General features: G+C 43.9%; 17 protein-coding genes and 1 other RNA gene. 13 read left to right on the forward strand and 5 right to left on the reverse strand.

Features of this window, described 5'->3' with window-relative positions; all coding sequences use genetic code 11:
* Positions 1-17: 17 nt before the first annotated feature.
* The 9 genes from LZG72_RS09580 to trmD all read left to right on the forward strand — a co-directional run bounded on the left by LZG72_RS09580 (position 18) and on the right by trmD (position 9,722).
* Positions 18-2,093 carry a VWA domain-containing protein gene (locus tag LZG72_RS09580; protein ID WP_233870793.1) on the forward strand — a complete coding sequence of 692 codons (2,076 nt, stop codon included), beginning with the start codon at positions 18-20 and terminating at the stop codon, positions 2,091-2,093.
* Entirely contained in the window at positions 2,080-3,009 is a 930-nt protein-coding gene (locus LZG72_RS09585) for a DUF2279 domain-containing protein (RefSeq protein WP_233870795.1), read from the forward strand. Before LZG72_RS09580 ends, LZG72_RS09585 begins: the two co-directional genes overlap by 14 nt.
* Positions 3,010-3,026: 17 nt before the next feature.
* Positions 3,027-4,010: a Smr/MutS family protein gene (locus LZG72_RS09590; protein ID WP_233870798.1), complete on the forward strand. Its 984-nt coding sequence runs from the start codon at positions 3,027-3,029 to the stop codon at positions 4,008-4,010.
* A gap of 94 nt (positions 4,011-4,104) precedes the next feature.
* Positions 4,105-5,445 carry a DUF4403 family protein gene (locus LZG72_RS09595; protein WP_233870801.1) on the forward strand — a complete coding sequence of 447 codons (1,341 nt, stop codon included), beginning with the start codon at positions 4,105-4,107 and terminating at the stop codon, positions 5,443-5,445.
* 107 nt (positions 5,446-5,552) lie between these two features.
* Positions 5,553-5,950, forward strand: an RNA gene (gene rnpB, locus LZG72_RS09600) — RNase P RNA component class A.
* 56 nt (positions 5,951-6,006) lie between these two features.
* A complete protein-coding gene (locus tag LZG72_RS09605) occupies positions 6,007-7,515 on the forward strand; it encodes an OmpA family protein (RefSeq protein WP_233870804.1) in 1,509 nt (502 codons plus the stop codon).
* Between the two features lie 240 nt (positions 7,516-7,755).
* On the forward strand, positions 7,756-8,403 hold the full coding sequence (locus LZG72_RS09610; RefSeq protein ID WP_233870807.1) for a 30S ribosomal protein S16: 648 nt from the start codon (positions 7,756-7,758) through the stop codon (positions 8,401-8,403).
* A gap of 85 nt (positions 8,404-8,488) precedes the next feature.
* On the forward strand, positions 8,489-9,055 hold the full coding sequence (gene rimM, locus LZG72_RS09615) for a ribosome maturation factor RimM (protein ID WP_233870810.1): 567 nt from the start codon (positions 8,489-8,491) through the stop codon (positions 9,053-9,055).
* Positions 9,045-9,722, forward strand: a complete 678-nt coding sequence (trmD, locus tag LZG72_RS09620) for a tRNA (guanosine(37)-N1)-methyltransferase TrmD (protein WP_233870813.1) — start codon at positions 9,045-9,047, stop codon at positions 9,720-9,722. Before rimM ends, trmD begins: the two co-directional genes overlap by 11 nt.
* Here the strand turns inward: trmD and LZG72_RS09625 are convergent.
* Complete coding sequence (locus LZG72_RS09625; RefSeq protein ID WP_233870816.1) at positions 9,719-10,162, reverse strand: GNAT family N-acetyltransferase; 444 nt, start codon at positions 10,160-10,162, stop codon at positions 9,719-9,721. The two genes, trmD and LZG72_RS09625, sit on opposite strands and share 4 nt — an antisense overlap.
* A gap of 49 nt (positions 10,163-10,211) precedes the next feature.
* Complete coding sequence (locus LZG72_RS09630; protein WP_233870819.1) at positions 10,212-11,243, reverse strand: RluA family pseudouridine synthase; 1,032 nt, start codon at positions 11,241-11,243, stop codon at positions 10,212-10,214.
* A 38-nt stretch (positions 11,244-11,281) separates the two neighbouring features.
* Between LZG72_RS09630 and LZG72_RS09635 the strand changes: the two genes are divergently transcribed.
* On the forward strand, positions 11,282-12,169 hold the full coding sequence (locus LZG72_RS09635) for a 1-aminocyclopropane-1-carboxylate deaminase/D-cysteine desulfhydrase (RefSeq protein WP_233870822.1): 888 nt from the start codon (positions 11,282-11,284) through the stop codon (positions 12,167-12,169).
* On the opposite strand, the gene LZG72_RS09640 is transcribed toward LZG72_RS09635, so the two are convergent.
* The 3 genes from LZG72_RS09640 to rfaD form a co-directional block, all read right to left on the reverse strand.
* The gene (locus LZG72_RS09640; protein ID WP_233870826.1) at positions 12,159-14,435 is read right to left on the reverse strand and encodes a cation:proton antiporter; all 2,277 of its coding nucleotides are present in this window, start codon (positions 14,433-14,435) and stop codon (positions 12,159-12,161) included. The genes LZG72_RS09635 and LZG72_RS09640 overlap by 11 nt on opposite strands.
* 94 nt (positions 14,436-14,529) lie before the next feature.
* On the reverse strand, positions 14,530-15,975 hold the full coding sequence (gene sufB / locus LZG72_RS09645) for a Fe-S cluster assembly protein SufB (protein WP_233870830.1): 1,446 nt from the start codon (positions 15,973-15,975) through the stop codon (positions 14,530-14,532).
* Between the two features lie 197 nt (positions 15,976-16,172).
* The gene (rfaD, locus tag LZG72_RS09650) at positions 16,173-17,138 is read right to left on the reverse strand and encodes an ADP-glyceromanno-heptose 6-epimerase (protein WP_233870833.1); all 966 of its coding nucleotides are present in this window, start codon (positions 17,136-17,138) and stop codon (positions 16,173-16,175) included.
* A gap of 112 nt (positions 17,139-17,250) precedes the next feature.
* On the opposite strand from rfaD, the gene LZG72_RS09655 reads away from it, so the two are divergent.
* The 3 genes from LZG72_RS09655 to LZG72_RS09665 all read left to right on the forward strand — a co-directional run bounded on the left by LZG72_RS09655 (position 17,251) and on the right by LZG72_RS09665 (position 20,158).
* Positions 17,251-17,670, forward strand: coding sequence for a 6-carboxytetrahydropterin synthase (locus tag LZG72_RS09655; RefSeq protein ID WP_233870836.1), 420 nt, complete (start codon positions 17,251-17,253; stop codon positions 17,668-17,670).
* Between the two features lie 137 nt (positions 17,671-17,807).
* Complete coding sequence (lpxB, locus tag LZG72_RS09660) at positions 17,808-18,914, forward strand: lipid-A-disaccharide synthase (RefSeq protein WP_233870838.1); 1,107 nt, start codon at positions 17,808-17,810, stop codon at positions 18,912-18,914.
* A 101-nt stretch (positions 18,915-19,015) separates the two neighbouring features.
* Positions 19,016-20,158, forward strand: a complete 1,143-nt coding sequence (locus LZG72_RS09665; protein WP_233870841.1) for a TlpA disulfide reductase family protein — start codon at positions 19,016-19,018, stop codon at positions 20,156-20,158.
* The last annotated feature ends 1 nt before the right edge of the window (position 20,159 follow it).

Genomic DNA, 20,159 nt, shown 5'->3' on the forward strand with positions numbered 1-20,159 from the left:
CTATTGATTTTCAACAAATGCGGTCCGAACTTATATTTCAAACACCTTACTGGTTTCTCATTTTCTGCCTGCTGGCTGGCGCGGCATATGCGTTTTTCCTGTACCAGCCTGAGGCGCCGTGGGGTAAAAGATTGAATTATGTTCTGGCTGTTTTTCGTGGACTCGCGGTTTCAATCATCTGTTTTCTTCTCTTAAGTCCATTAGTCCGCAAAACGGAAACTTCCGTGGATAAAGCCAAAATCGTTTTTGCGATTGACAATTCCGAATCTGTTGGGGATTATGGGAAAGCATTGATTAAGCAGATTTCCGATGCATCGGCTGAACTTTCCAATGCAGGGTTTGAAGTAAGTGTCGAGACATTGGATAAAAATGCCGGAAAACGGACCGTCGATTCCATTCAGTTTGATCACAACAAGACGGATTTATCCGGAATGCTTCAGACGATCAAAACGAATTTTGAAGGAAGGAATCTTACGGATGTGGTTTTACTGTCCGACGGCATTGTTAATCAAGGTATATCGCCCGCTTACAATCGGTTTCCATTCAAAATAAGCACATTAGCAGTCGGAGATACCGTCCCGGATCTGGATATCCGCATTAAGGATGTAATCAGCAACCGCATTGCCTATCTTGAAAATGAATTCCCGATCCGTGCTGAAATCGTGGCAAATGGATTGGCAGGTAAGTCGACTACTGTTACTTTAAAGCAAAATGGCAGGGTGGTTCAAAGTCAAAATGTGTCGATAGACCGTCCGGATTTCTTCAAAGTATTCGAGTTTAAAGCTACATCCAACCAGAAAGGCGTGCAGCATTTCACACTCGAACTGGGCGGTGTCGCGGGAGAAACTTCAAAAAGGAACAACCGGAAGGATGTTTACATGGACATTATCGACGGTCGCCAGAAAATCTTATTGATGGCACTCGCGCCTCATCCGGACATTAAAAGCATTCGCAGCATTGTCGAAACGAATGACAATTACGAGCTGGATATCAACATCCTATCCATTGAAAACAACCCTCCCGCGAGTACCAAACCGTATGATCTGGTGATTTTGCATCAGATACCGAATGTCCTCGGGTTAGGTAATGCACAAGTCCGCAAGTTTCTCGATTCGAAAATTCCTTTGTTTTTTATTTTGGGAAATCAATCGGCGGTACCACTGGCGAGTTCGCTGAACAGATCGCTGATCATCAATACCTCGAACAACCAGACAGACAAAGTTTCGGCACGTTTTAATCCTTCATTTCAGCAACTGAATTTCGACGCGGAAAGCCTCAAATTGCTGGAAAGGCTGCCGCCGTTATCGGTGCCGTTTGGAGAATACAACGTTTCCTCCGGAACAGAAACCATTCTTTATCAGCGGGTAGGGACTTTAAATACCAATAAGCCATTGCTGGTACTCAATAACAATGGCCAACAGAAGGTGGCCGTCTTGGCCGGGGAAGGAATATGGCAATGGAGGCAGGAGGAATTTGCACAAACCAATAAGCAGGAGGTCGTTGATAATTTATTCCAAAAACTGATTCAGGTACTTTCGGTCCGGGAAGACAAACGCAAGTTTCGTGTTTATCCGGTTCGAAATGAGTTCGAAAGCGGCGAGCAGGTGGTTTTTCAAACGGAGATATACAATGACATTTATGAGCCGATATTCGGGCAGGAAGTAAAGCTGGATGTGACGGATGAGAAAGGGAAAGCAAGACAATTTACCTATACACATTCCGCCGAATCGCCGCGTTTCAATGTATCCGGGCTGCCGGAAGGAGTGTATCGTTATGTTGCATCGACCACATTAAGAGGCGGGCAGGAAAAGGTGGGCGGCCAGTTTGTGATCCGTAATGTTGACATTGAAGCCAACAATACCACCGCTGATTTTGGTATGCTGCGCGAATTGTCAAGCCGGTCGGGTGGTGAATTCATTACCCCGGCATCTTTGGCAAGTTTTCTTGAAAAAATTAAAAATGACCGCCCGGCAGATCGTCTGGACAGTAGTGAGGAAATGGTCGAGCTGATTTACCTTAAATGGTTGTTCTTCCTGATCGTTCTATTGTTAGGGGCGGAGTGGGGGTTAAGAAAATACCATGGCGGATACTAGACTGACCCGCATTCTGGTCACGGGACAGCTTGTCATTTGCTTCGCTTTTTTTGGTATTTCAAATGCATTCTCCCAGTCGGTACCTGCTGATTCCATTCGGTCTGACTCCATCCGGCCTAACTACAAATTGCTTCGGGGGATCTTTGCGGCACAGTCTGCATTGTATGTGGGGAGTATTTACGGTCTGAGTAAATCCTGGTACAAAAATCCGCTCAAAAATTTCTCGGTCAAAGATGATTCCCGCGAGTGGCTCCAAATGGACAAAATGGGGCACGTTTACACATCCTATCAAATCGCAAGACATACGGCCGCGCTTTATAAGAAAACGGGCATTTCAAAACGTCAAATGCTGGTTTACGGGGCAATTTCCGGCGTTATCTTCCAAACGCCGATAGAGATCCTGGATGGTTTCTCACCCGATTATGGTTTTTCTCCGGGCGATATGATCGGTAATCTTGCAGGTTCAGTAATCTATCTCGGGCAGGTCGCGCTTTGGGATGAGGTTCGGATACATCCTAAATTCTCATTTCACTATACCTCCCTTTCCAAGGTCAGACCTGAGTTGCTGGGAGCGAATCGTTCGGAAAGCTGGTTGAAGGATTATAATGGACAAACGTATTGGTTTTCAGCAAGTCCGGCTTCTTTTTTTAAGGGAAGTAACTGGCCCGGCTGGCTCTGTTTTTCGATCGGTTACGGCATTCATGATATGGTCTCGGCTGAGCCGGATAAAAGTATAGAAATGGGTTACCGACCTTATCGACAGTATTACTTGTCACTGGATATTGATTTAACCAAGATCAAAACCCGCAGCAAATTTGTTAAGACCATTGGGTTTTTGGCCAATTCTTTAAAGATACCTGCTCCGGCTTTGCAGTTCAGCAGGAAGGGGATTGATTTTAAACCATTTTATTTTTAAAAACTGGATCACGAAATATGAATATTGGAGATAAAGTAAGACTAGTTCATGGCCGGGAAGAAGGCATTATCTATGCGTTTTTGCCTGGAAATGTAGTTGAGGTCGAGATTGAAGATGGTTTCCGGATTCCGGTTTTACGCAATGAGATTGTTACGATTTCGCCGGTCGAGTCGCAGCGAATGATGAAAGACGAGGGGCCGCAAAAGCTTGCTCCGCAACGTGATAGCATTGTACCACGAAACCTGCCATTTGCCGAAAAGGGCATTTACCTGGCATTTATCGCCATCAACGACCTTGCACTCACCATGCACGTGGTGAATAATTCGGACTGGACCCTGCCTTTCACGGCGAGCAGCATTACGGATCAGAAAACGACCGGTTTGGGCACAGGTCTTTTATTGCCGAGATCATCTCAAAAGCTGACCGAGCTGATGATGAAAGACTTTGAGAACTGGCCTGTGTTTGAATTCAGGGTGCTTTATTACCGGGAAGGAAATCATATTTTACCCCAGTTATTAACGAAACGAATGAAATGCAGAGCGCAATCCTTTTATAAGAGTAAAGGAAAAGTGCCGTTGCTTCTGAAAGATGGATATGTGTTTCAATTGGATGAAGAAAATCTTAAAAAAGAGGATATAGTATCGGATGAGAATTTATCAATAAGCTTAAAAAACAGTTTGTTGGGAGGAAATCAGTCGGTTACCGAGCCAATTCCAAAGCCAGCCGAGGTGATTGATCTGCATATTGAAAAGCTGGGTGGCAATGTTTCGAAACTGTCCAATGAAACGATTTTGAAAACGCAGCTGGAAGCATTTGAAACAAACCTGGAAAGAGCGATCGCAAATGGAATGGAAGAGATCACATTTATCCACGGGGCCGGAAGTGGCGCATTGAAAAATGAACTGCACCGTCGGCTGGGGAAGCATCAGCATGTACATTATTTTAAAGACGCATTAAAAGAAAAATTCGGATACGGTGCTACCCTCGTCAAAATCAAATAATCGGATTGTCAAATGCATATACTTGTCGGTATTGGTATGGGTATCAGTAAGTCAATGGCAATGCCGCTCAAAAAGTACCTCGCCCAAAGCACCTATGGAAGAATATAAGTATTCGGAGAAGGAAATCCAGAATGAAAGGCATTTATCTGTGCTCAATATTCCTATTGAAATTCCGGTTTCGGAAATTGAGAGTCAGATCAATGCGAAAATTAAAGGCTTGATTTATGAGGATAACAGCTATGAAGATGATGATAATGACAATCTGAAGGCGAAAGTCTGGAAAATCAATCCGATCAAGGTCGTAGCGATCGATTCTTCCTTTCTTTTTGAAGTGCCATTAAAAATATGGGTGAGTGCGGGATATAAGATCAGTCCGCTGGGGGTTACGATGTCCGGATATAAGGATACCGAGTTTTCAATCCGGATCCGGCTGATTTCGAAGATCGGAATCGCTCCGAACTGGCAGGTGAAATCGGAAACGTATGTGGATAGCTACGATTGGATCAGTGATCCGAGTGTCAAAGTGGCCGGTATGAACATTCCCATCAAAAGCCTGGCCAGCAGAATGCTTAATAAGAATTTTGACAAAATCACGGAGGCCATCGACGAAGAAGTTTCCAGCAATCTTGAACTTAAAAAAAATGCGGAGCTGGCCTGGAATATCGCGCGGCAACCGGTGATGCTTGCCAAAGAGTTTGACACCTGGCTTTCCCTCGTTCCTACTGCCGTGGTGATGACGCCTTTGCTGGCAAGAAACAATGTTCTGCGAGCTGTAATCGGCATTAAAGGGTATACACAAACCATTACTTCTGCGACAAAGCCCGTTGTTTCGTCGGTTCAAAAACTTCCTGACTTGCAGATCGTCCCCAAAGTTCCGGAAGATTTCAAGATCGGGTTGATCAGTTTGGTTTCTTACGAAGATGCGGCCCGGCTCGCTACTACAAAATTTCGCGGCGAGAAATTCTCGTTTTTAGGCGGTAAGTATCATGTAGAGGTAACCGGGGTAGAAATGTATGGTCAAAATGATAAACTTGTCATCAAGGCTAGTTTGGAAGGGAATATAACCGGCGATATTTATCTGAAAGGGACTCCGTTTTATGATCCGTTGACGCAGCAGCTTTCTTTGAAAGGGTTAGATTATGACCTTAATACAAAAAATGCGATAGTTCAGACGGCTGGGTGGCTGTTGCAGGGACAGTTTAGCAGAATGGTGGAAAAAAGGATGGTATTTCCGGTTGGCGAGCAAATTTCGGTGGCAAAAAAGACGATTCAAAAGGCGTTGGGAAATTATAAAATTACCGAGGGAGTAACATTGAAAGGTACCCTCTCAGATATCGTTCCGGATAAGGTTTATCTGACTCCAAAACACCTTTATTCTGTTGTATTTGCCAGCGGGAAAGTGAATTTGAGGGTGGATGGATTGAAGGGAATTTAATACCAAATTTGCATAATAATCAGTGTCAATACCATATTTTTTTAGTTTTTATAGTATATTGACTGCTGATCGAAAGAAAGTATTTCTTAGCTTTGTGCTCAAGGGAAAGGATCTGGCCGTCCTGCCGCCGCGACATTGTCGGGGAGGAAAGTCCGGGCAGCACAGAGTGCCGTACTTCCTAACGGGAAGGCAATGGATTGGTGACGATCGGTTGACAGCAAGTGCCACAGAAATGATACCGCCTTGGCATGTTTTTTTATATGTAAAGGTAAGGGTGAAATGGTGGAGTAAGAGACCACCGCTCTTCGGGTAACCGCAGAGGCACGGTAAACCTTACGGGCTGAAAGATCAAATAGGTGTTAATTCGTGGGATTACTCGTCCCCGCTCTTGGAGTGTTAACACGGGTAGATCGTTAGAGATTCCGGGTGACCGGAATTCTGGATAAATGGCAGGAGTTTTACGAAAGTGAAAATACAGAACCCGGCTTACAGGCTTATCCTTTTTCTGATTTTGAGTTTATTTATAAGTGCAATAATTGAATCACATAACGCGTGTTTCCCATGAAGAAAAAGAATCTTTACGTTGCTTTGTTTTGTATGTCCCTTTTAAGTCTAGATACGTCTGCTCAAAACAGAACGTATGACGGACCGAACAAGATGAACACCTGGTCCATTACCGGATACGGCGGGATTACGAAATTCTTCGGTGATTTAAGTCAGTATAATGGTTTCAAACGCGGAGATAACGAGAAGGTAACAGGCGGATGGGGACTTTCAATAAACAAGCAACTATCTCCACTTTTCGGTATTCAACTTGTTGGATCCAATGGCCGTCTACAAGGCTCAAAAAATGGTCACATCAGCTCTCTCACCAACGATGTTTATAACGCTACTTTCAACAGTCCGTCTTATGTTCAGTTAACCCTGGACGGAACTGCAAATATCAGCCGTCTCCTTTTTGGTTACAAGAAGTTGTTAAGATGGAAGGTTGACGCGCACCTTGGTGCCGGTATTATTTACTATCATACCGATGTGGATTATACCAACGTTACAAAAGGTATATCTTCCAGCTTCTCCACCAATACGGACGCGAGTTCGAAAACAGCCGGTAAATGGGAACGCAATGGTTCTACATACACTCGGGAATGGGTAATTCCGACAGGTTTGTCTGTTCATTATGAATTAACACCTCGTTTCGACCTTGGAATTGACTACACGCATAACTTTGTAAATACAGAGAAACTTGATGCAACAGTTGGTGGATTAAGCGATTATACCTCACAACAAGGAATCTGGACGTTCGCAAAAGGAGAATCGAATGACGATTCTTATGGACTGCTTTCACTTGCATTGACGTACAAGCTTGGCAAGAATGCAGTAATGGCTAAAAAAGGCAAGTATGATGCAACCAGCGGACGTTACCACTTACGTTGGGCGAATCCGGAAGCATTAATCCCGGTTCCTTACAATCCAACCATGGAAGATGCGGATTCAATCGCAAAAGCGAACATGCCGAAGCCGGTTGACCCAAGACTTTACACAGATTCGGATGGTGACGGCGTTGCCGATCTTTTCGATAAAGAACCAAATACGCCGATTGGTAGTGTAGTTTCAGGTGGTGGCGTAGCAATGGATCTTGATAAGATCATCAGAGACGCGATCAAAAATAACCTGCCAAAAGACGAGTGCGAAGCTTTATTCAGCAACATCGAGTTTGATACTGACAAAGCAATTATTCGCAATCCTTCCAAAGAAACACTTAGCAAAGTGGTTGAGTTGTTGAACATGCGTACAAATTGCCGGATCGTTCTGGTAGGACATACGGATGCACGTGCTTCGGACGCTTATAACGTAGCCCTTTCACGTCGTCGTGTTGATGCAGCAAAACGCTTCCTGGTTCGTGCAGGACTGACAGATCCGAGCCGCATTATCGCAGAATACTACGGTGAATATCGCCCGATTGCTGAAAACACAACTGTTGAAGGGTTACAATCTAACCGTCGTGTTGAGATCAAAATTTTACCGAACAATACAATCCGCTCTACTTATCCGGCTGGTTTCCGTCGCTAAAAGTAGTATCTCAAATTGAGCATAAAAAGGAAGGCGATTTTTCGTCTTCCTTTTTTTTGTATGACGACATAAAGTACGTTTAGAGTCCAATTTCGGCATAATGCCAGGATTGCAGACAAGGAATTAACGAGATTTGGTACCAAATTATAGTATTCTAAAATGATACTATATTTATAAGTTTTCTGTACCTTTGCACCCTGTTTAAATTACGGGACGAGATCCCAACCAACAAATACAACAATGGCAGTTAAAATCAGGTTAGCGCGTCGGGGACGCAAAAAGAAAGCGATCTATGATATCGTAGTCGCAGATGCCAGAGCACCACGTGATGGTCGCTTCATCGAAAAAATCGGTATTTATAATCCCGGTACAAACCCAGCTTCAATCGTATTGGAATCTGCTAAGGCAGTTGATTGGCTTCTTAAAGGTGCTCAACCAACGGACACAGCTCGTTCCATCCTGCAACATGAAGGTGTGATGCTTAAAAAACACTTGCAAGTAGGTGTAATTAAAGGCGCAATCACTCAGGAAGTTGCTGATGCTCGTTTTGAAGATTGGAAAGGATCTAAAGAAGGCCGTAAAGCAACTGCTGCTGACTCGTTGAGTCAGAAGAAAGATGCTGACAGACAAGCAAAACTGGATGCGGAGCGTAAAGTGAATCAGGACCGTGCAGATGCTATCGCTAAGAAAAATACACCTCCTGCAGAGGAAGTAGCCGAGCCTGCTGAAGCAGAGGCAGAAACTACCGAGGAAGTGACTGATTCTGTGGAAACAGAAGCTACCGACGCCCCAGCTACTGACGCTTCGGCGCCCGACGCTTCGGCGCCCGACGCTTCGGCGCCCGAGGTTCCAGCGCCCGGCGCACCGGCAGAAGAATCCGCTGAGTAATTCTTCGCAAAATACATGAGTTATGGGTCTGTCGGTTTTCCGTACAGACTCATACTGTTTTATATCAGTCTTATTTCATACCAAAGTGACACAGGATAATTGCTATTTATTAGGTTACATCGTCAGGACCCACGGGACTGCGGGTAATGTTGTTATTTACCTGGATGTGGACTATCCGGATGATTATGAGGACCTGGAATCGGTTTACGTGGAGATTAAAGGTGAGCTAGTTCCTTATTTTATTGAAGATATTAATCTTCAGAAGCAAAGCAATGCAATCGTACGCTTTGAAGATGTGAATACCATTGAAAAGGCACAGGCCCTAGTAGGTAATTCACTTTATCTGCCACTCGAGGATTTGCAGGAACTGGGGGAAGAAGAATTCTACTACCATGAAATCAAAGGTTACACAGTGATTGATCAGACGAAAGGAGAACTGGGAATTGTCAGGGAAGTGTATTCATTGAATGGCCAGGATCTCATTGCGATGGATTATATGGGAACGGAGGTGTTAATTCCAACCGCCGTTGACATTGTTTTGAAGGCGGATAAAGAGAAAAAGCACCTGTTTGTAAATTTACCTGAGGGCTTACTGGAAGTTTATTTAAGCGAGGATTCAGAATCTGAAAACGTTCCGGACGATGCGGATTGACATTCTCACTTGTGTTCCCAACTTACTCGACAGTTTCTTTGCACACTCCATTCTGAAACGTGCGCAGCAAGGAGGGTTTGTGGAAGTGCAGGTCCACGACATCCGGGACTACTCGACAAACAAGCATCGCACGATTGATGATTACGCGTTTGGTGGTGGTGCAGGCATGGTTTTGCAGATAGAACCGATTGCTCAATGCATTCGGAAACTTCAGAATGAGAGAAACTACGAGGAAGTCATTTACCTCACACCCGATGGGGAACTGATGCAGCAGCAAATGGTGAACCAACTATCTCTGAAAGGAAACATCATGATGCTTTGCGGCCATTACAAAGGTGTCGATCAGCGGGTTCGTGATCTGTTTATTACAAAAGAAATAAGCATCGGTGATTACGTACTGTCTGGTGGTGAGCTCGCTGCGGCTGTACTTTCAGACGCGATCATCAGATTGTTACCCGGCGTGTTGAATGATGAAACCTCCGCATTGACGGATTCATTTCAGGATAACCTCCTCGCACCTCCTGTTTATACGCGCCCGGCAGATTATGAAGGAAACAAAGTGCCTGATATTCTGATGTCAGGACACGAAGCAAGAATAGAAGAATGGCGTTATGAGCAATCAATAAAAAGAACAAAAGAGCGCCGGCCTGATTTGCTTAAACCTTAAAAATCCAGGCTGCAGTTGATCCATTCATTGTCGAAGTTGGTGCCGTATTTCCTATAAAATCCAACCGCCGACGTATTCCAATCAAGTACTTGCCACAGCATTCCCGTGCAGCCGGTTTGCTTGGCAGCCGAAACCGTAGCATCAAATAAGATTTTCCCGATTCCATTCCCGCGCATCGATTCGGTAACAATGATATCCTCCATATACAACCGTTTCCCTTTCCAGGTTGAGTATCGGAAATAGTATAGCGACAATCCGATAATCTTTGAATCCGACTCGGCAACGAAGAAATCATAGAGTTTTTCATTGTAATCGCGGGTCATTTTTTCAACATTGTTTGTGACCTGATTCAACGCTCTCTCGTAAACCGCAAGTTCTTTTACCAACTCAAAAATTGCGGGGATATCTTCAATGGTGCCTTGTCGGGTTGAGATCGTCATAGTTCTTTTTTAAGATTAAAATCACTTCGAAACTAAAATATACTACTAACTACTCATAGTTTAAATAGTTTTCCCACTTTTCTACGACAGCCTGAAAATTCGGTGGAAGTTCCGTGTCAAATTGGATCCATTCTTTTGTTAATGGGTGAATAAAGCCAAGTGACTTTGCATGAAGTGCCTGCCCCGGCAGTAAATGGAAACAGCTTTCGACCATCGTTTTATACCCGCCACCTGTGTTGCTCCGGAGTATTTTATCCCCACCATAAGTCCCATCATTAAAAATAGGATGTCCGATGTGCTTCATGTGAGCCCGGATCTGATGCGTACGCCCCGTTTCGAGATTGCATTTCACAAGTGAAACATACCGAAGTGGTTTGATCACCTCATAATGCGTAACGGCGTGCTTCCCCTGGCTGCCATCCGGGAAAACATCCATCACACGACGATCTCTTGCACTTCGTCCTACATTCCCTGTAATGGTACCTTTTTCGACTTTTGGCTCGCCCCAGATCAGCGCCTGATACGTTCTTTCAATGGTGTGGTCAGCAAATTGTTTAGCTAAAAAGGTCATTGCAAACTCCGTTTTTGCGATCACCAGAAGTCCGGAAGTATCCTTGTCGATCCGGTGCACAAGTCCTGGTCTACCTTCGCCATTCCGGCCCGTGGGCAATTGTTGAAAGTGATAGACAAGTCCGTTGATTAAAGTACCGGTCCAGTTGCCAAATGCCGGGTGCACAACCATACCCACGGGTTTGTTGACAATCAGCAATGCGGGATCCTCGTAAATGATATCGAGTGTGAGGTTCTCGGGAATAATTTCCGTATCTCTTGGCGGTTGGGGAAGTGAAAGTGTGATGACATCAAAAGGCTTGACCTTATAACTCGCTTTGGTTGACAACCCGTTTACCTTCACAGCCTCGGCCTCAATGCCATTCTGAATTTTAGTCCTCGAAGCATTTGCTACGTGGAGGTCCAAATATTTGTCCAGACGGATCAAACTCTGTCCTTTGTCGGCAACGATCCGGTAATGTTCAAACAAATCGTCTTCTTCAGAGGTAATCTCAATGTGATCTTCGGACATTTTAGTGTTATTTGCTGCAAACAAAATTATTAAAATGTATGGATATACTTCACCCTTCCTTGCCTACACCCTTGCAGGAGCTTTCTCATAAAATCCTGGATGAGGCAGGAGTGAAATTGTATATCAAACGCGATGACCTGATCCATCCGGTCGTTTCGGGGAATAAATGGAGAAAGCTTAAATATAATCTTAGTGCCGCGAAGTCGAGTGGGCAGGATGTCGTTGTGACATTTGGTGGGCCGTATTCCAATCATTTATATGCCACTGCCGCCGCAACGAATGCGATAGGTATGAGGTCGATCGGTATTGTGAGAGGAGAGGAAAAAGAAACCCCAACCATCGATTTCTGCCGGAATCACGGAATGGATATCCGTTTTGTTTCCCGTGATGAATATCGCCAGCGTAACTCGATATCTTACTTATTTAATCTGATCAAGATTCTCGGCAATGCATTTATCATTCCGGAAGGAGGGACATCGGGACACGGACTTAAAGGTGTGGCCGAAATGGTTCACGAGACGTCGAAGCAATTGAGTCAACATGTTGATTATTATGCAGTTGCTGCGGGTACCGGAGGAACTGCTGCGGGGATTCTTTCCGCGAAAGCGGACGTGCTTGCCTTTTCTGCGTTAAAAGGAGGTGATTTTTTGAAAGCGGATATTGATGAGCTATTAGAGCAGTATAAAGATCGTGGCAACCTGACATTGCTCACGGACTATCATTTTGGAGGTTATGCCAAGTGGAATGATGATCTGCTCGATTTCCTCATTTGGTTTAAAACTGAATTTGACATTCAGACAGAACAAGTATACACTGCCAAAATGTTGTACGGGTTATTTGACCTGATTCAAAAAAAACACTTTAAACCAGGGACCACCATCGTAGCTGTCCATACCGGCGGGTTGCAGGGCCTGATTAAGACATAAGGGATTGTTCTATTTCCTCGCCGCTGTTTGCCGTTTTGGTATTAACAAATTTTCGGATCAGATCTTTATCTCCTGCGATCCAGAGCACGTCCTGGTTTTCAATCACCATTGATGAATCCGGATTAAGAATGCGTTCTCCATTGCGTTCCAGCCCGACGATCATTCCTTGTGTTTTTTCGCGGATACCACTGTTCCGGATGGTTTTTCCCCGGATATTATATTCATTTCGTACTTCGATGCGCTCGAGCACAATGCTGTCTTCGTGTGCCATATACATATCCCCATTCGTACTGATTTCCACATGCCCGCGGAAGAAGTCGAGCTGGTCGTCTGTTCCGATAACCTCAATGCGATCACACGGATAAAGCACCTCAGTCGGGCGTGGCAGATGGATCGTTTTACTTCCCCGTTCGATCAATACGACATTGATCCCGAAATTCTCTCTGATCTTCAACTCTTGTAACGTTTTGCCGATCAGATTAGAATCCGGGCTAACTTCCAGGAAGGCAAAATGGGCATCCCAGGGTAACAATATTCTTTTCGATTTTCCGCTGCCTTCCAGTTGACGGGCATTCAGATTTTGTAAAAAGCGGTCTTCTATACGGTTATAAAACAATTGAAGTCTTTGATAAAAAATCGCGAAACCCAGTACCATAATGCCGCCGGCCACACTTAATGCAGTTGGTGTTGCGAAAAAGGAATTCAATAAAAATCCCATTAACAAAATGGCGATCAATACCCTGGAAAGTTCGAGCAACAACAAAGGTCCGCGACTGTATTTTCGGCTCAGCCAGATCGCAGAGTATGCTTTTCGATTGGATCTCTTGAAAACAAGTGCCCATAAAAATGGGGAAACCAACAAAAACGTAATGCCGAACAAAACGGAATTGGTAATGAAAGTCTCTGGGATCCGCTCATGGAGTTGATCGGCAAGCTGCCGGGACGATGCCAAAACAATGCCGATTACGACTACCGAATTGAGGATTACAGTCTGTGCGTATGATTTTAAAATCTGATTCCAATGCGTGGTTTGCGCGATCGTTTCGGTACTGGTGCTGTATCGGTTCAGGTATAGCCGCCATTTCTCCGGCAATCTTTTATCCAACCATTCGTAGAATGGCTCAGACGCTTTCATCATGTACGGTGTGGTGAACGTAGTGATCACCGAAACGCCCACCGCAATGGGGTACAGAAAGTCACTCGTCACTTTCAGCGAAAGACCGAGTGTTGCGATAATAAATGAGAATTCACCGATCTGCGACAAACTCATCCCGGATTGCAGCGATTTTTTGAGGGGTTGCCCCGAAATCACAGCTCCAATGGTCACGAAGGTAGTTTTACCCAAAATAACAACCAGGACTAGTATGGCGGTAGGCACGGCATACTTCACTAACAAACTTGGGTTGATCAGCATACCTACTGAAATAAAAAACACTGCGCCGAATAAGTCTTTAAGGGGTTTTAAAAGGTGCTCGATCTTTTCAGCGTGCGTAGTTTCTGCCAGGATCGAACCCATGATAAATGCACCGAGAGCCGCCGAAAAGCCAGCCTGGGTGACCAGGAAAACCATTCCAAAACAGAGTGCGACGGATGTGATCAGTACGCTTTCATCGTTCATCAGCTTTCTGTAACGGCGCAAAAGAGTCGGAAAGACGAATATCCCTCCCAGGAACCAGATTGTAAGAAAAAAGAAAAGCTTTGCGATGGATTGCAGTAACTCCATCCCTGCAAACTGCTGACTAATGGATAATGTTGACAGCAAAACCATTAATAAAACGGCGGTAAGGTCTTCAATGACCAGAATTCCAAGAACGACCCGTGTAAATTTCTGTGTTTTGATCTCTAATTCTTCAAATGCGCGAAAAATGATCGTTGTAGATGAAATGGCTATGATACCACCGAGAAAAAGGCTGTCAATCTTGGCCCATCCAAGAAGCTGACCGGTCACGAAACCAACTACAAGCATCATCGAAACTTCAAAAAGACCTGTAATAGCAGCGGTGTTCCCGACTTTGACAAGCTTTTTGAAACTAAATTCAAGACCCAGATTGAACAGAAGAAAAATAACGCCGATCTCAGCCCAGATTTCGATCGTCTTAATGTCCGTAATGGTTGGAAAAAGGTTAAAGTTAGGCCCTACAAGCAATCCGGCCAGAATATAACCAAGCACAATGGGCTGTTTCAATTTCTTGAAAATAAGGGTAATAATACCCGCCATTGTCAGGATTAGAGAAAGGTCGACAATTAGTTGAGGAACGTGTGTCATTAAGGTTATTGTAGTTAGATCAATAAAATACAAAAAGCCCTTGACTAGTCAAAGGCTTTTTTAATATTAAACTGTAAAATGCAGAGATATGGAATTACCCTACGCTTCCTTCCAGACTGATTTCCAGTAGTTTCTGAGCCTCAACCGCGAACTCCATAGGAAGCTGGTTTAAAACTTCTTTGGCATAACCATTTACGATCAAAGCCACTGCCTGTTCCGTCGGGATACCGCGCTGGTTGCAATAAAAGAGAATGTCTTCCCCGATTTTTGAAGTAGTAGCTTCGTGTTCGACAGTGGCCGACGTGTTGCTGACTTCTATATATGGGAAAGTGTGAGCGCCGCATTTATCTCCCAGCAAAAGTGAATCGCATTGTGAGAAGTTGCGCGCTTTGTCCGCTTTTTTGAAAACCTGCACCAATCCCCGGTATGAGTTTTGGCTTTTGCCGGCTGATATGCCTTTTGAAACAATCCTACTTTTGGTGTTTTTACCGATATGGATCATTTTCGTGCCGGTATCGGCCTGCTGCATATTATTGGTAACTGCAACAGAGTAAAACTCACCAATCGAATTATCGCCTTTCAAGATAACAGATGGATATTTCCAGGTAATTGCTGATCCTGTTTCTACCTGAGTCCAGGAAATTTTGGATCCGGCACCATCGCAAAGACCACGTTTCGTAACGAAGTTGTAAATCCCGCCTTTGCCTTCCTTATCACCGGGATACCAGTTTTGGACAGTCGAATACTTCACGTTCGCATTTTCATGCGCGAAAATTTCAACAACCGCAGCATGCAACTGATTTTCGTCGCGCATCGGAGCTGTACAACCTTCGAGATAACTCACGTGACTGTCTTCGTCGCCGATAATGAGCGTGCGCTCAAACTGACCGGTACCAGCTGCATTAATCCGGAAATAGGTAGAAAGCTCCATCGGGCAACGAACGCCTTTTGGGATATAAACGAACGAGCCGTCCGAAAATACTGCCGAGTTGAGTGCCGCGTAGTAGTTATCCTTTGGAGGGACCACGGAACCCAGGTACTTTTTAACCAGCTCGGGATGTTCGCGAATCGCCTCGCTAATCGAGCAGAATATAATGCCTTTTTCTTTAAGCGTTCCTTTAAACGTAGTAAACACGGACTCAGAATCCATGACCGCATCTACGGCAATCCCTGAAATCCTTTTCTGCTCATTCAGCGAAATACCAAGTCTTTCGAACGTATTGCGCAATTCGGGATCAATATCGTCGATACTTTCTACAGCCTTCTTTTTCTTAGGTGCTGAATAGTATTTAATTGCCTGAAAATCAATTTTTGGATAATGTACATTCGGCCATTTTGGCTCCTTCATAGTAAGCCATAAATGGTATGCCTTCAAACGCCACGCCAACATCCACTCAGGCTCATTTTTTTTGGCTGAAATAAACCTTACTATATCATCATTGAGCCCCATGGGAGCCTCATCTGCCTCAATATCAGTTACAAAGCCATATTTGTATTCCGAACTGGTGATTTCCTCCAACAATTCATCTTCTTTGCTCATAGTCTTTTAATGATCACACTGTGTTTCGTAATATTAGCAACACAGAGAAACGGGATTGAGTTTAATCAGGGGATCAAAAATACGCAAAATTGCCGAGGAAAAGTAGTCGTTTCCCCTAAATCCCCTGATGGAGACTTCACGCATGCAAAGTCCCCTTCAGGGGATTTAGGAAAATCCGGATTGGGGAAAACCGGGGACTAAAGATAACTCCCCGACACCAGATATTTCTTCACATAATCCGCTACACCCTCTTCCAAAGTTGTAAAAGGCTTATCATAACCAACCGATCGCAACTTGGCCATATTGGCTTCGGTAAAATACTGATATTTGTCGCGGATATCTTCCGGTGTATCTATATACGAGATGTCCGGCTCTTTATCTACTGCATTAAAAGTGCTGATTACCAAATCCTTGAAAGTGCGCGCCTCGCCGGTTCCCAGGTTGTAAATGCCCGAGTTCTTTCTGTGGTGCATAAAGAAAATGCATACGTCGATCAGATCTTTTACATAGATAAAATCACGCATTTGTTCACCATCTTTAAAATCAGGATTATGCGAGCGGAAAAGCTTCATTTTATCCGTAGCCTTGATCTGATTGTAAGCGTGGAAAATGACAGACGCCATTCTTCCTTTGTGGTATTCGTTTGGTCCGTACACGTTGAAAAATTTCAAGCCGACCCAGAAAAACGGTTTCTTTTCCTGCTCCAGAGCCCAGATATCAAACTCGTTTTTAGAATCGCCGTACGGATTTAATGGCTTCAATTGAGAAAGGGTCGACTCATTATCATCATAGCCGTTTTCACCAAGTCCATATGTAGCAGCAGATGAGGCATATACCAATGGGATCTGATAAGCAACGCATTTTTCCCAAATGGACTTTGAATAATTGACATTCAGCTCGTCGAAAATCTCTTTATCAAATTCGGTGGTATCCGTTCTTGCCCCAATGTGAAAGATAAATTCCACGTCGCGGCTATTGTTATCAAGCCAGTCGAATAATTCTTCACGCTCTACCTTTTCCTTAATCGTCTTCCCTTCAAGGTTTTCAGCTTTTTCTATTTTCGAAAAATCATCAACAGCAATGATATTTTTAAAGCCATCCTCATTCAGGCGGCTGATGAGTCCGCTGCCTATAAATCCGGCTGCACCTGTTACGATAATCATGGGAGATAATATATGGTTAATGGGATTTTTTATAGTGTCCTCTTGTTAAACTGCAAAACTACGGATACAAGCTGTAATTTTGCATCCTAATTACTAAGTGCAATTAAGTTTTATGATTTACGTAACAAGAAAAGAGCATTTCAATGCGGCACACCGGCTTTTCAATCCGGCATGGTCGGATGAGAAAAACCAGGAGGTTTTTGGCCCCTGCGCCAACAACAACTGGCATGGACATAATTTTGAACTTATTGTTACGGTAAAAGGCAGACCGAACCCGGAGACAGGTTTTGTGATAGATTTGAAGGTTTTGGGAGACATCATGAAGGATAAGATCGTGGATAAGGTGGACCATAAAAACCTGAACCTGGATGTTGATTTTATGAAAGATAAAATTGCTTCCTGCGAAATTTTTGTGATGGAAATCTGGAAAATCCTCGCCCCTGCAATTAGGAACGAAGCTTCCAATGCCACTTTACATTATATCAAGCTGATTGAAACCCCGAAAAACTTTGTTGAATATTATGGGGAATAGATGTGAGATGTAAAATGTGAAATGAGAGAAGTGAGATGTGAGATGTTTTATCTTTTACATCTTACTTTTCACATTTCACATCTTACATTTCACTTCTCACCTCTCACACCAATATCCTCAATCTTAACCAGAGCCTCGTGAAATACTACCTCATTGCCGGAGAACGTTCGGGAGACTTGCATGGCTCTAATCTGATCAAAGGCATTCGGGAAAGCGATCCGGATGCTACTTTCCGGGGCTGGGGTGGCGAAATGATGCGGGCTGAGGGTATGGAACTGGTGACGCATTACAAAGACACCGCCTTCATGGGTTTTCTGGAAGTCATTCTCAATCTTCACAAAATTTCCGGATTTCTTAAAAAATGCAAAGCTGATATTCTGAAAAACCGGCCGGATGCATTGATATTGATCGACTATCCGGGTTTCAATCTTCGCATTGCCGCATTTGCAAAATCAAAAGGATTAAAAGTATTCTACTACATTTCTCCAAAAGTCTGGGCGTGGAACCAGAAACGTGCCTGGAAAATCAAGAAGAGCGTAGACCACATGTTTGTGATCTTTCCATTTGAAGTCGATTTCTATAAAAAGTACGATTATAGGGTTGATTATGTGGGTAATCCTTTAATGGATGCCATTGAAAATTTCCGGGCAGATCCGGATTTTAAGAAAAAAAATAACTTGTCTGAAACCAAGCCGATCATTGCATTACTTCCTGGCAGCAGGCACCAGGAGATCGTCGGAATGCTGAACCTAATGCTCGCTGTTCAGTCTCATTTTCCTGACTACCAGTTTGTTATAGCGGGTGTAAATAATCTGCCGGTCGCGTTATATGAGCAATATGTTTCGTCTCATCAAGCGAAGATCGTCTATGAAAGCACCTACGATCTGCTTTCGGTAGCTGCTGCGGCATTAGTAACTTCCGGAACTGCTACGTTGGAGACAGCACTTTTTAGCGTTCCCGAGGTAGTTTGTTACAAAACCAGCGGCTTTTCCTATGCTGTTGCGAAACGGTTGATCCGCGTGCCATTTATCTCGCTGGTTAACCTCATTATGGAACGTGAAGTCGTGCGCGAGCTTATTCAGGACGATTTGAATGAGAAGTTGCTTGTTGAAGAGCTGAGGAGCATTTTGCCGGGTGGAACCAAACGTCAAAAGCAACTCGATGACTACAAAGTGTTACTGGAACTGGTAGGGAAGGCGGGGGCATCCGAACGAACAGGCAGACTAATCGCAAAGTATATATAATTAACCTTTATATAAAACTGTTAGCTAATGTAAATCTGGTTACATACATTTGAAAAATTATAATTATTAAAATAATAACTTATAAATAAACTCGATGTCAGATGGAAGCTGACTCAACAAATCTGCAAAAGCTGGGCGCGATCCCTACTCTTCTTCTACTCCTTATTTGCATTACTTCCTGTGAAACAGAAAAAAGCCAGGATATCGTTATCCGTGGTGACCTTCTAAGTTCTAATTCTGTTATTGAAGGCAAAAAGCTCTATGTGGGAGACAATAACACACGAGCGTTCCTGGATTCGGTGGTTGTTAAAAACGGAAAGTTTCAATTCCGGATAAGGCCCAACAAAGACTTCATTCCTTTCCGATGCAGCATTGTTTATGCAACCGGTAATCCAAAATGGCCGTATCAGCTTTTGGGCTATAAAAATCCATATATCGCGAAAACTCAGGAAAGTATCATCTACGCCGACCGGGGTATAATGCATTTGCGACGCGACACAACGCTAAAAGTGGCGGGCAGAGATCTCGTCAGCTTCATCATCGAAAATCCAAATAAACAAACCCAGGCTGCATTCAGACATCTCACATTCAGAAAAAATCCGGAGGCACTAGCAGACAAACACAAGTTTAACGTGGCTTTGGTGAAGAAATATTCATATTCAGTCGATCTGCTTAATCAGCTTGAATGGTCAAAAAAAGATCTTGGAGAAAAGGAGCTGGCTGAATTGGTCACTTTGTTTGAACCGGCACTGCAAAAGACTACTCATTTCACTAAAATCAACAGGTATCTTAAATATGACAATAATACAGGAGATAAATTCCCGACCGACCTTTCGCTGAAAAAACCGGATAATACAGCCACCTCCGAGGTTCTGGGCAAAAATGCCGAGTATAATCTGGTGATTTTCTGGGCAAGCTGGTGTGGACCGTGTCTGCAGGAAATCCCGCAGCTCAAAAAGCTTCATGCAAAACATAAAAGCCGCGTAACTATCACAAGCATTTCTACGGACAAAAGTAACGAAGCGTGGAAAAAGACATTGAAGCAGGAAAAAATGCCCTGGAACCAGTTTATTGTCGACGAAGAATCCATGGCGCAGCTGGACAAAAAGTACAATCTGCAATCCATTCCCCTCTCACTGCTTTTTGACCGCGACGGTAACTTACTTGAAAGAAAACTTGGCTATGACAGTGGCGAGGAAAGTGTTGACATAATTGTTGAGCTGCATTTGATTGGTAATAAGTAGC

Origin of the sequence: Dyadobacter sp. CY323 (assembly GCF_021390245.1) — a bacterium.
GTDB lineage: Bacteria > Bacteroidota > Bacteroidia > Cytophagales > Spirosomataceae > Dyadobacter.

Excerpts from the sequence above, each read along its gene's own strand:
- LZG72_RS09580 (WP_233870793.1), top strand. The coding sequence starts at position 18 with ATGCGGTCCGAACTTATATTTCAAACACCTTACTGGTTTCTCATTTTC.
- LZG72_RS09585 (WP_233870795.1), top strand. The coding sequence starts at position 2,080 with ATGGCGGATACTAGACTGACCCGCATTCTGGTCACGGGACAGCTTGTC.
- LZG72_RS09590 (WP_233870798.1), top strand. The coding sequence starts at position 3,027 with ATGAATATTGGAGATAAAGTAAGACTAGTTCATGGCCGGGAAGAAGGC.
- LZG72_RS09595 (WP_233870801.1), top strand. The coding sequence starts at position 4,105 with ATGGAAGAATATAAGTATTCGGAGAAGGAAATCCAGAATGAAAGGCAT.
- LZG72_RS09605 (WP_233870804.1), top strand. The coding sequence starts at position 6,007 with ATGAAGAAAAAGAATCTTTACGTTGCTTTGTTTTGTATGTCCCTTTTA.
- LZG72_RS09610 (WP_233870807.1), top strand. The coding sequence starts at position 7,756 with ATGGCAGTTAAAATCAGGTTAGCGCGTCGGGGACGCAAAAAGAAAGCG.
- trmD (WP_233870813.1), top strand. The coding sequence starts at position 9,045 with ATGCGGATTGACATTCTCACTTGTGTTCCCAACTTACTCGACAGTTTC.
- LZG72_RS09625 (WP_233870816.1), bottom strand. The coding sequence starts at position 10,162 with ATGACGATCTCAACCCGACAAGGCACCATTGAAGATATCCCCGCAATT.
- LZG72_RS09630 (WP_233870819.1), bottom strand. The coding sequence starts at position 11,243 with ATGTCCGAAGATCACATTGAGATTACCTCTGAAGAAGACGATTTGTTT.
- LZG72_RS09635 (WP_233870822.1), top strand. The coding sequence starts at position 11,282 with ATGGATATACTTCACCCTTCCTTGCCTACACCCTTGCAGGAGCTTTCT.
- LZG72_RS09640 (WP_233870826.1), bottom strand. The coding sequence starts at position 14,435 with ATGACACACGTTCCTCAACTAATTGTCGACCTTTCTCTAATCCTGACA.
- sufB (WP_233870830.1), bottom strand. The coding sequence starts at position 15,975 with ATGAGCAAAGAAGATGAATTGTTGGAGGAAATCACCAGTTCGGAATAC.
- rfaD (WP_233870833.1), bottom strand. The coding sequence starts at position 17,138 with ATGATTATCGTAACAGGTGCAGCCGGATTTATAGGCAGCGGACTCATC.
- LZG72_RS09655 (WP_233870836.1), top strand. The coding sequence starts at position 17,251 with ATGATTTACGTAACAAGAAAAGAGCATTTCAATGCGGCACACCGGCTT.
- LZG72_RS09665 (WP_233870841.1), top strand. The coding sequence starts at position 19,016 with ATGGAAGCTGACTCAACAAATCTGCAAAAGCTGGGCGCGATCCCTACT.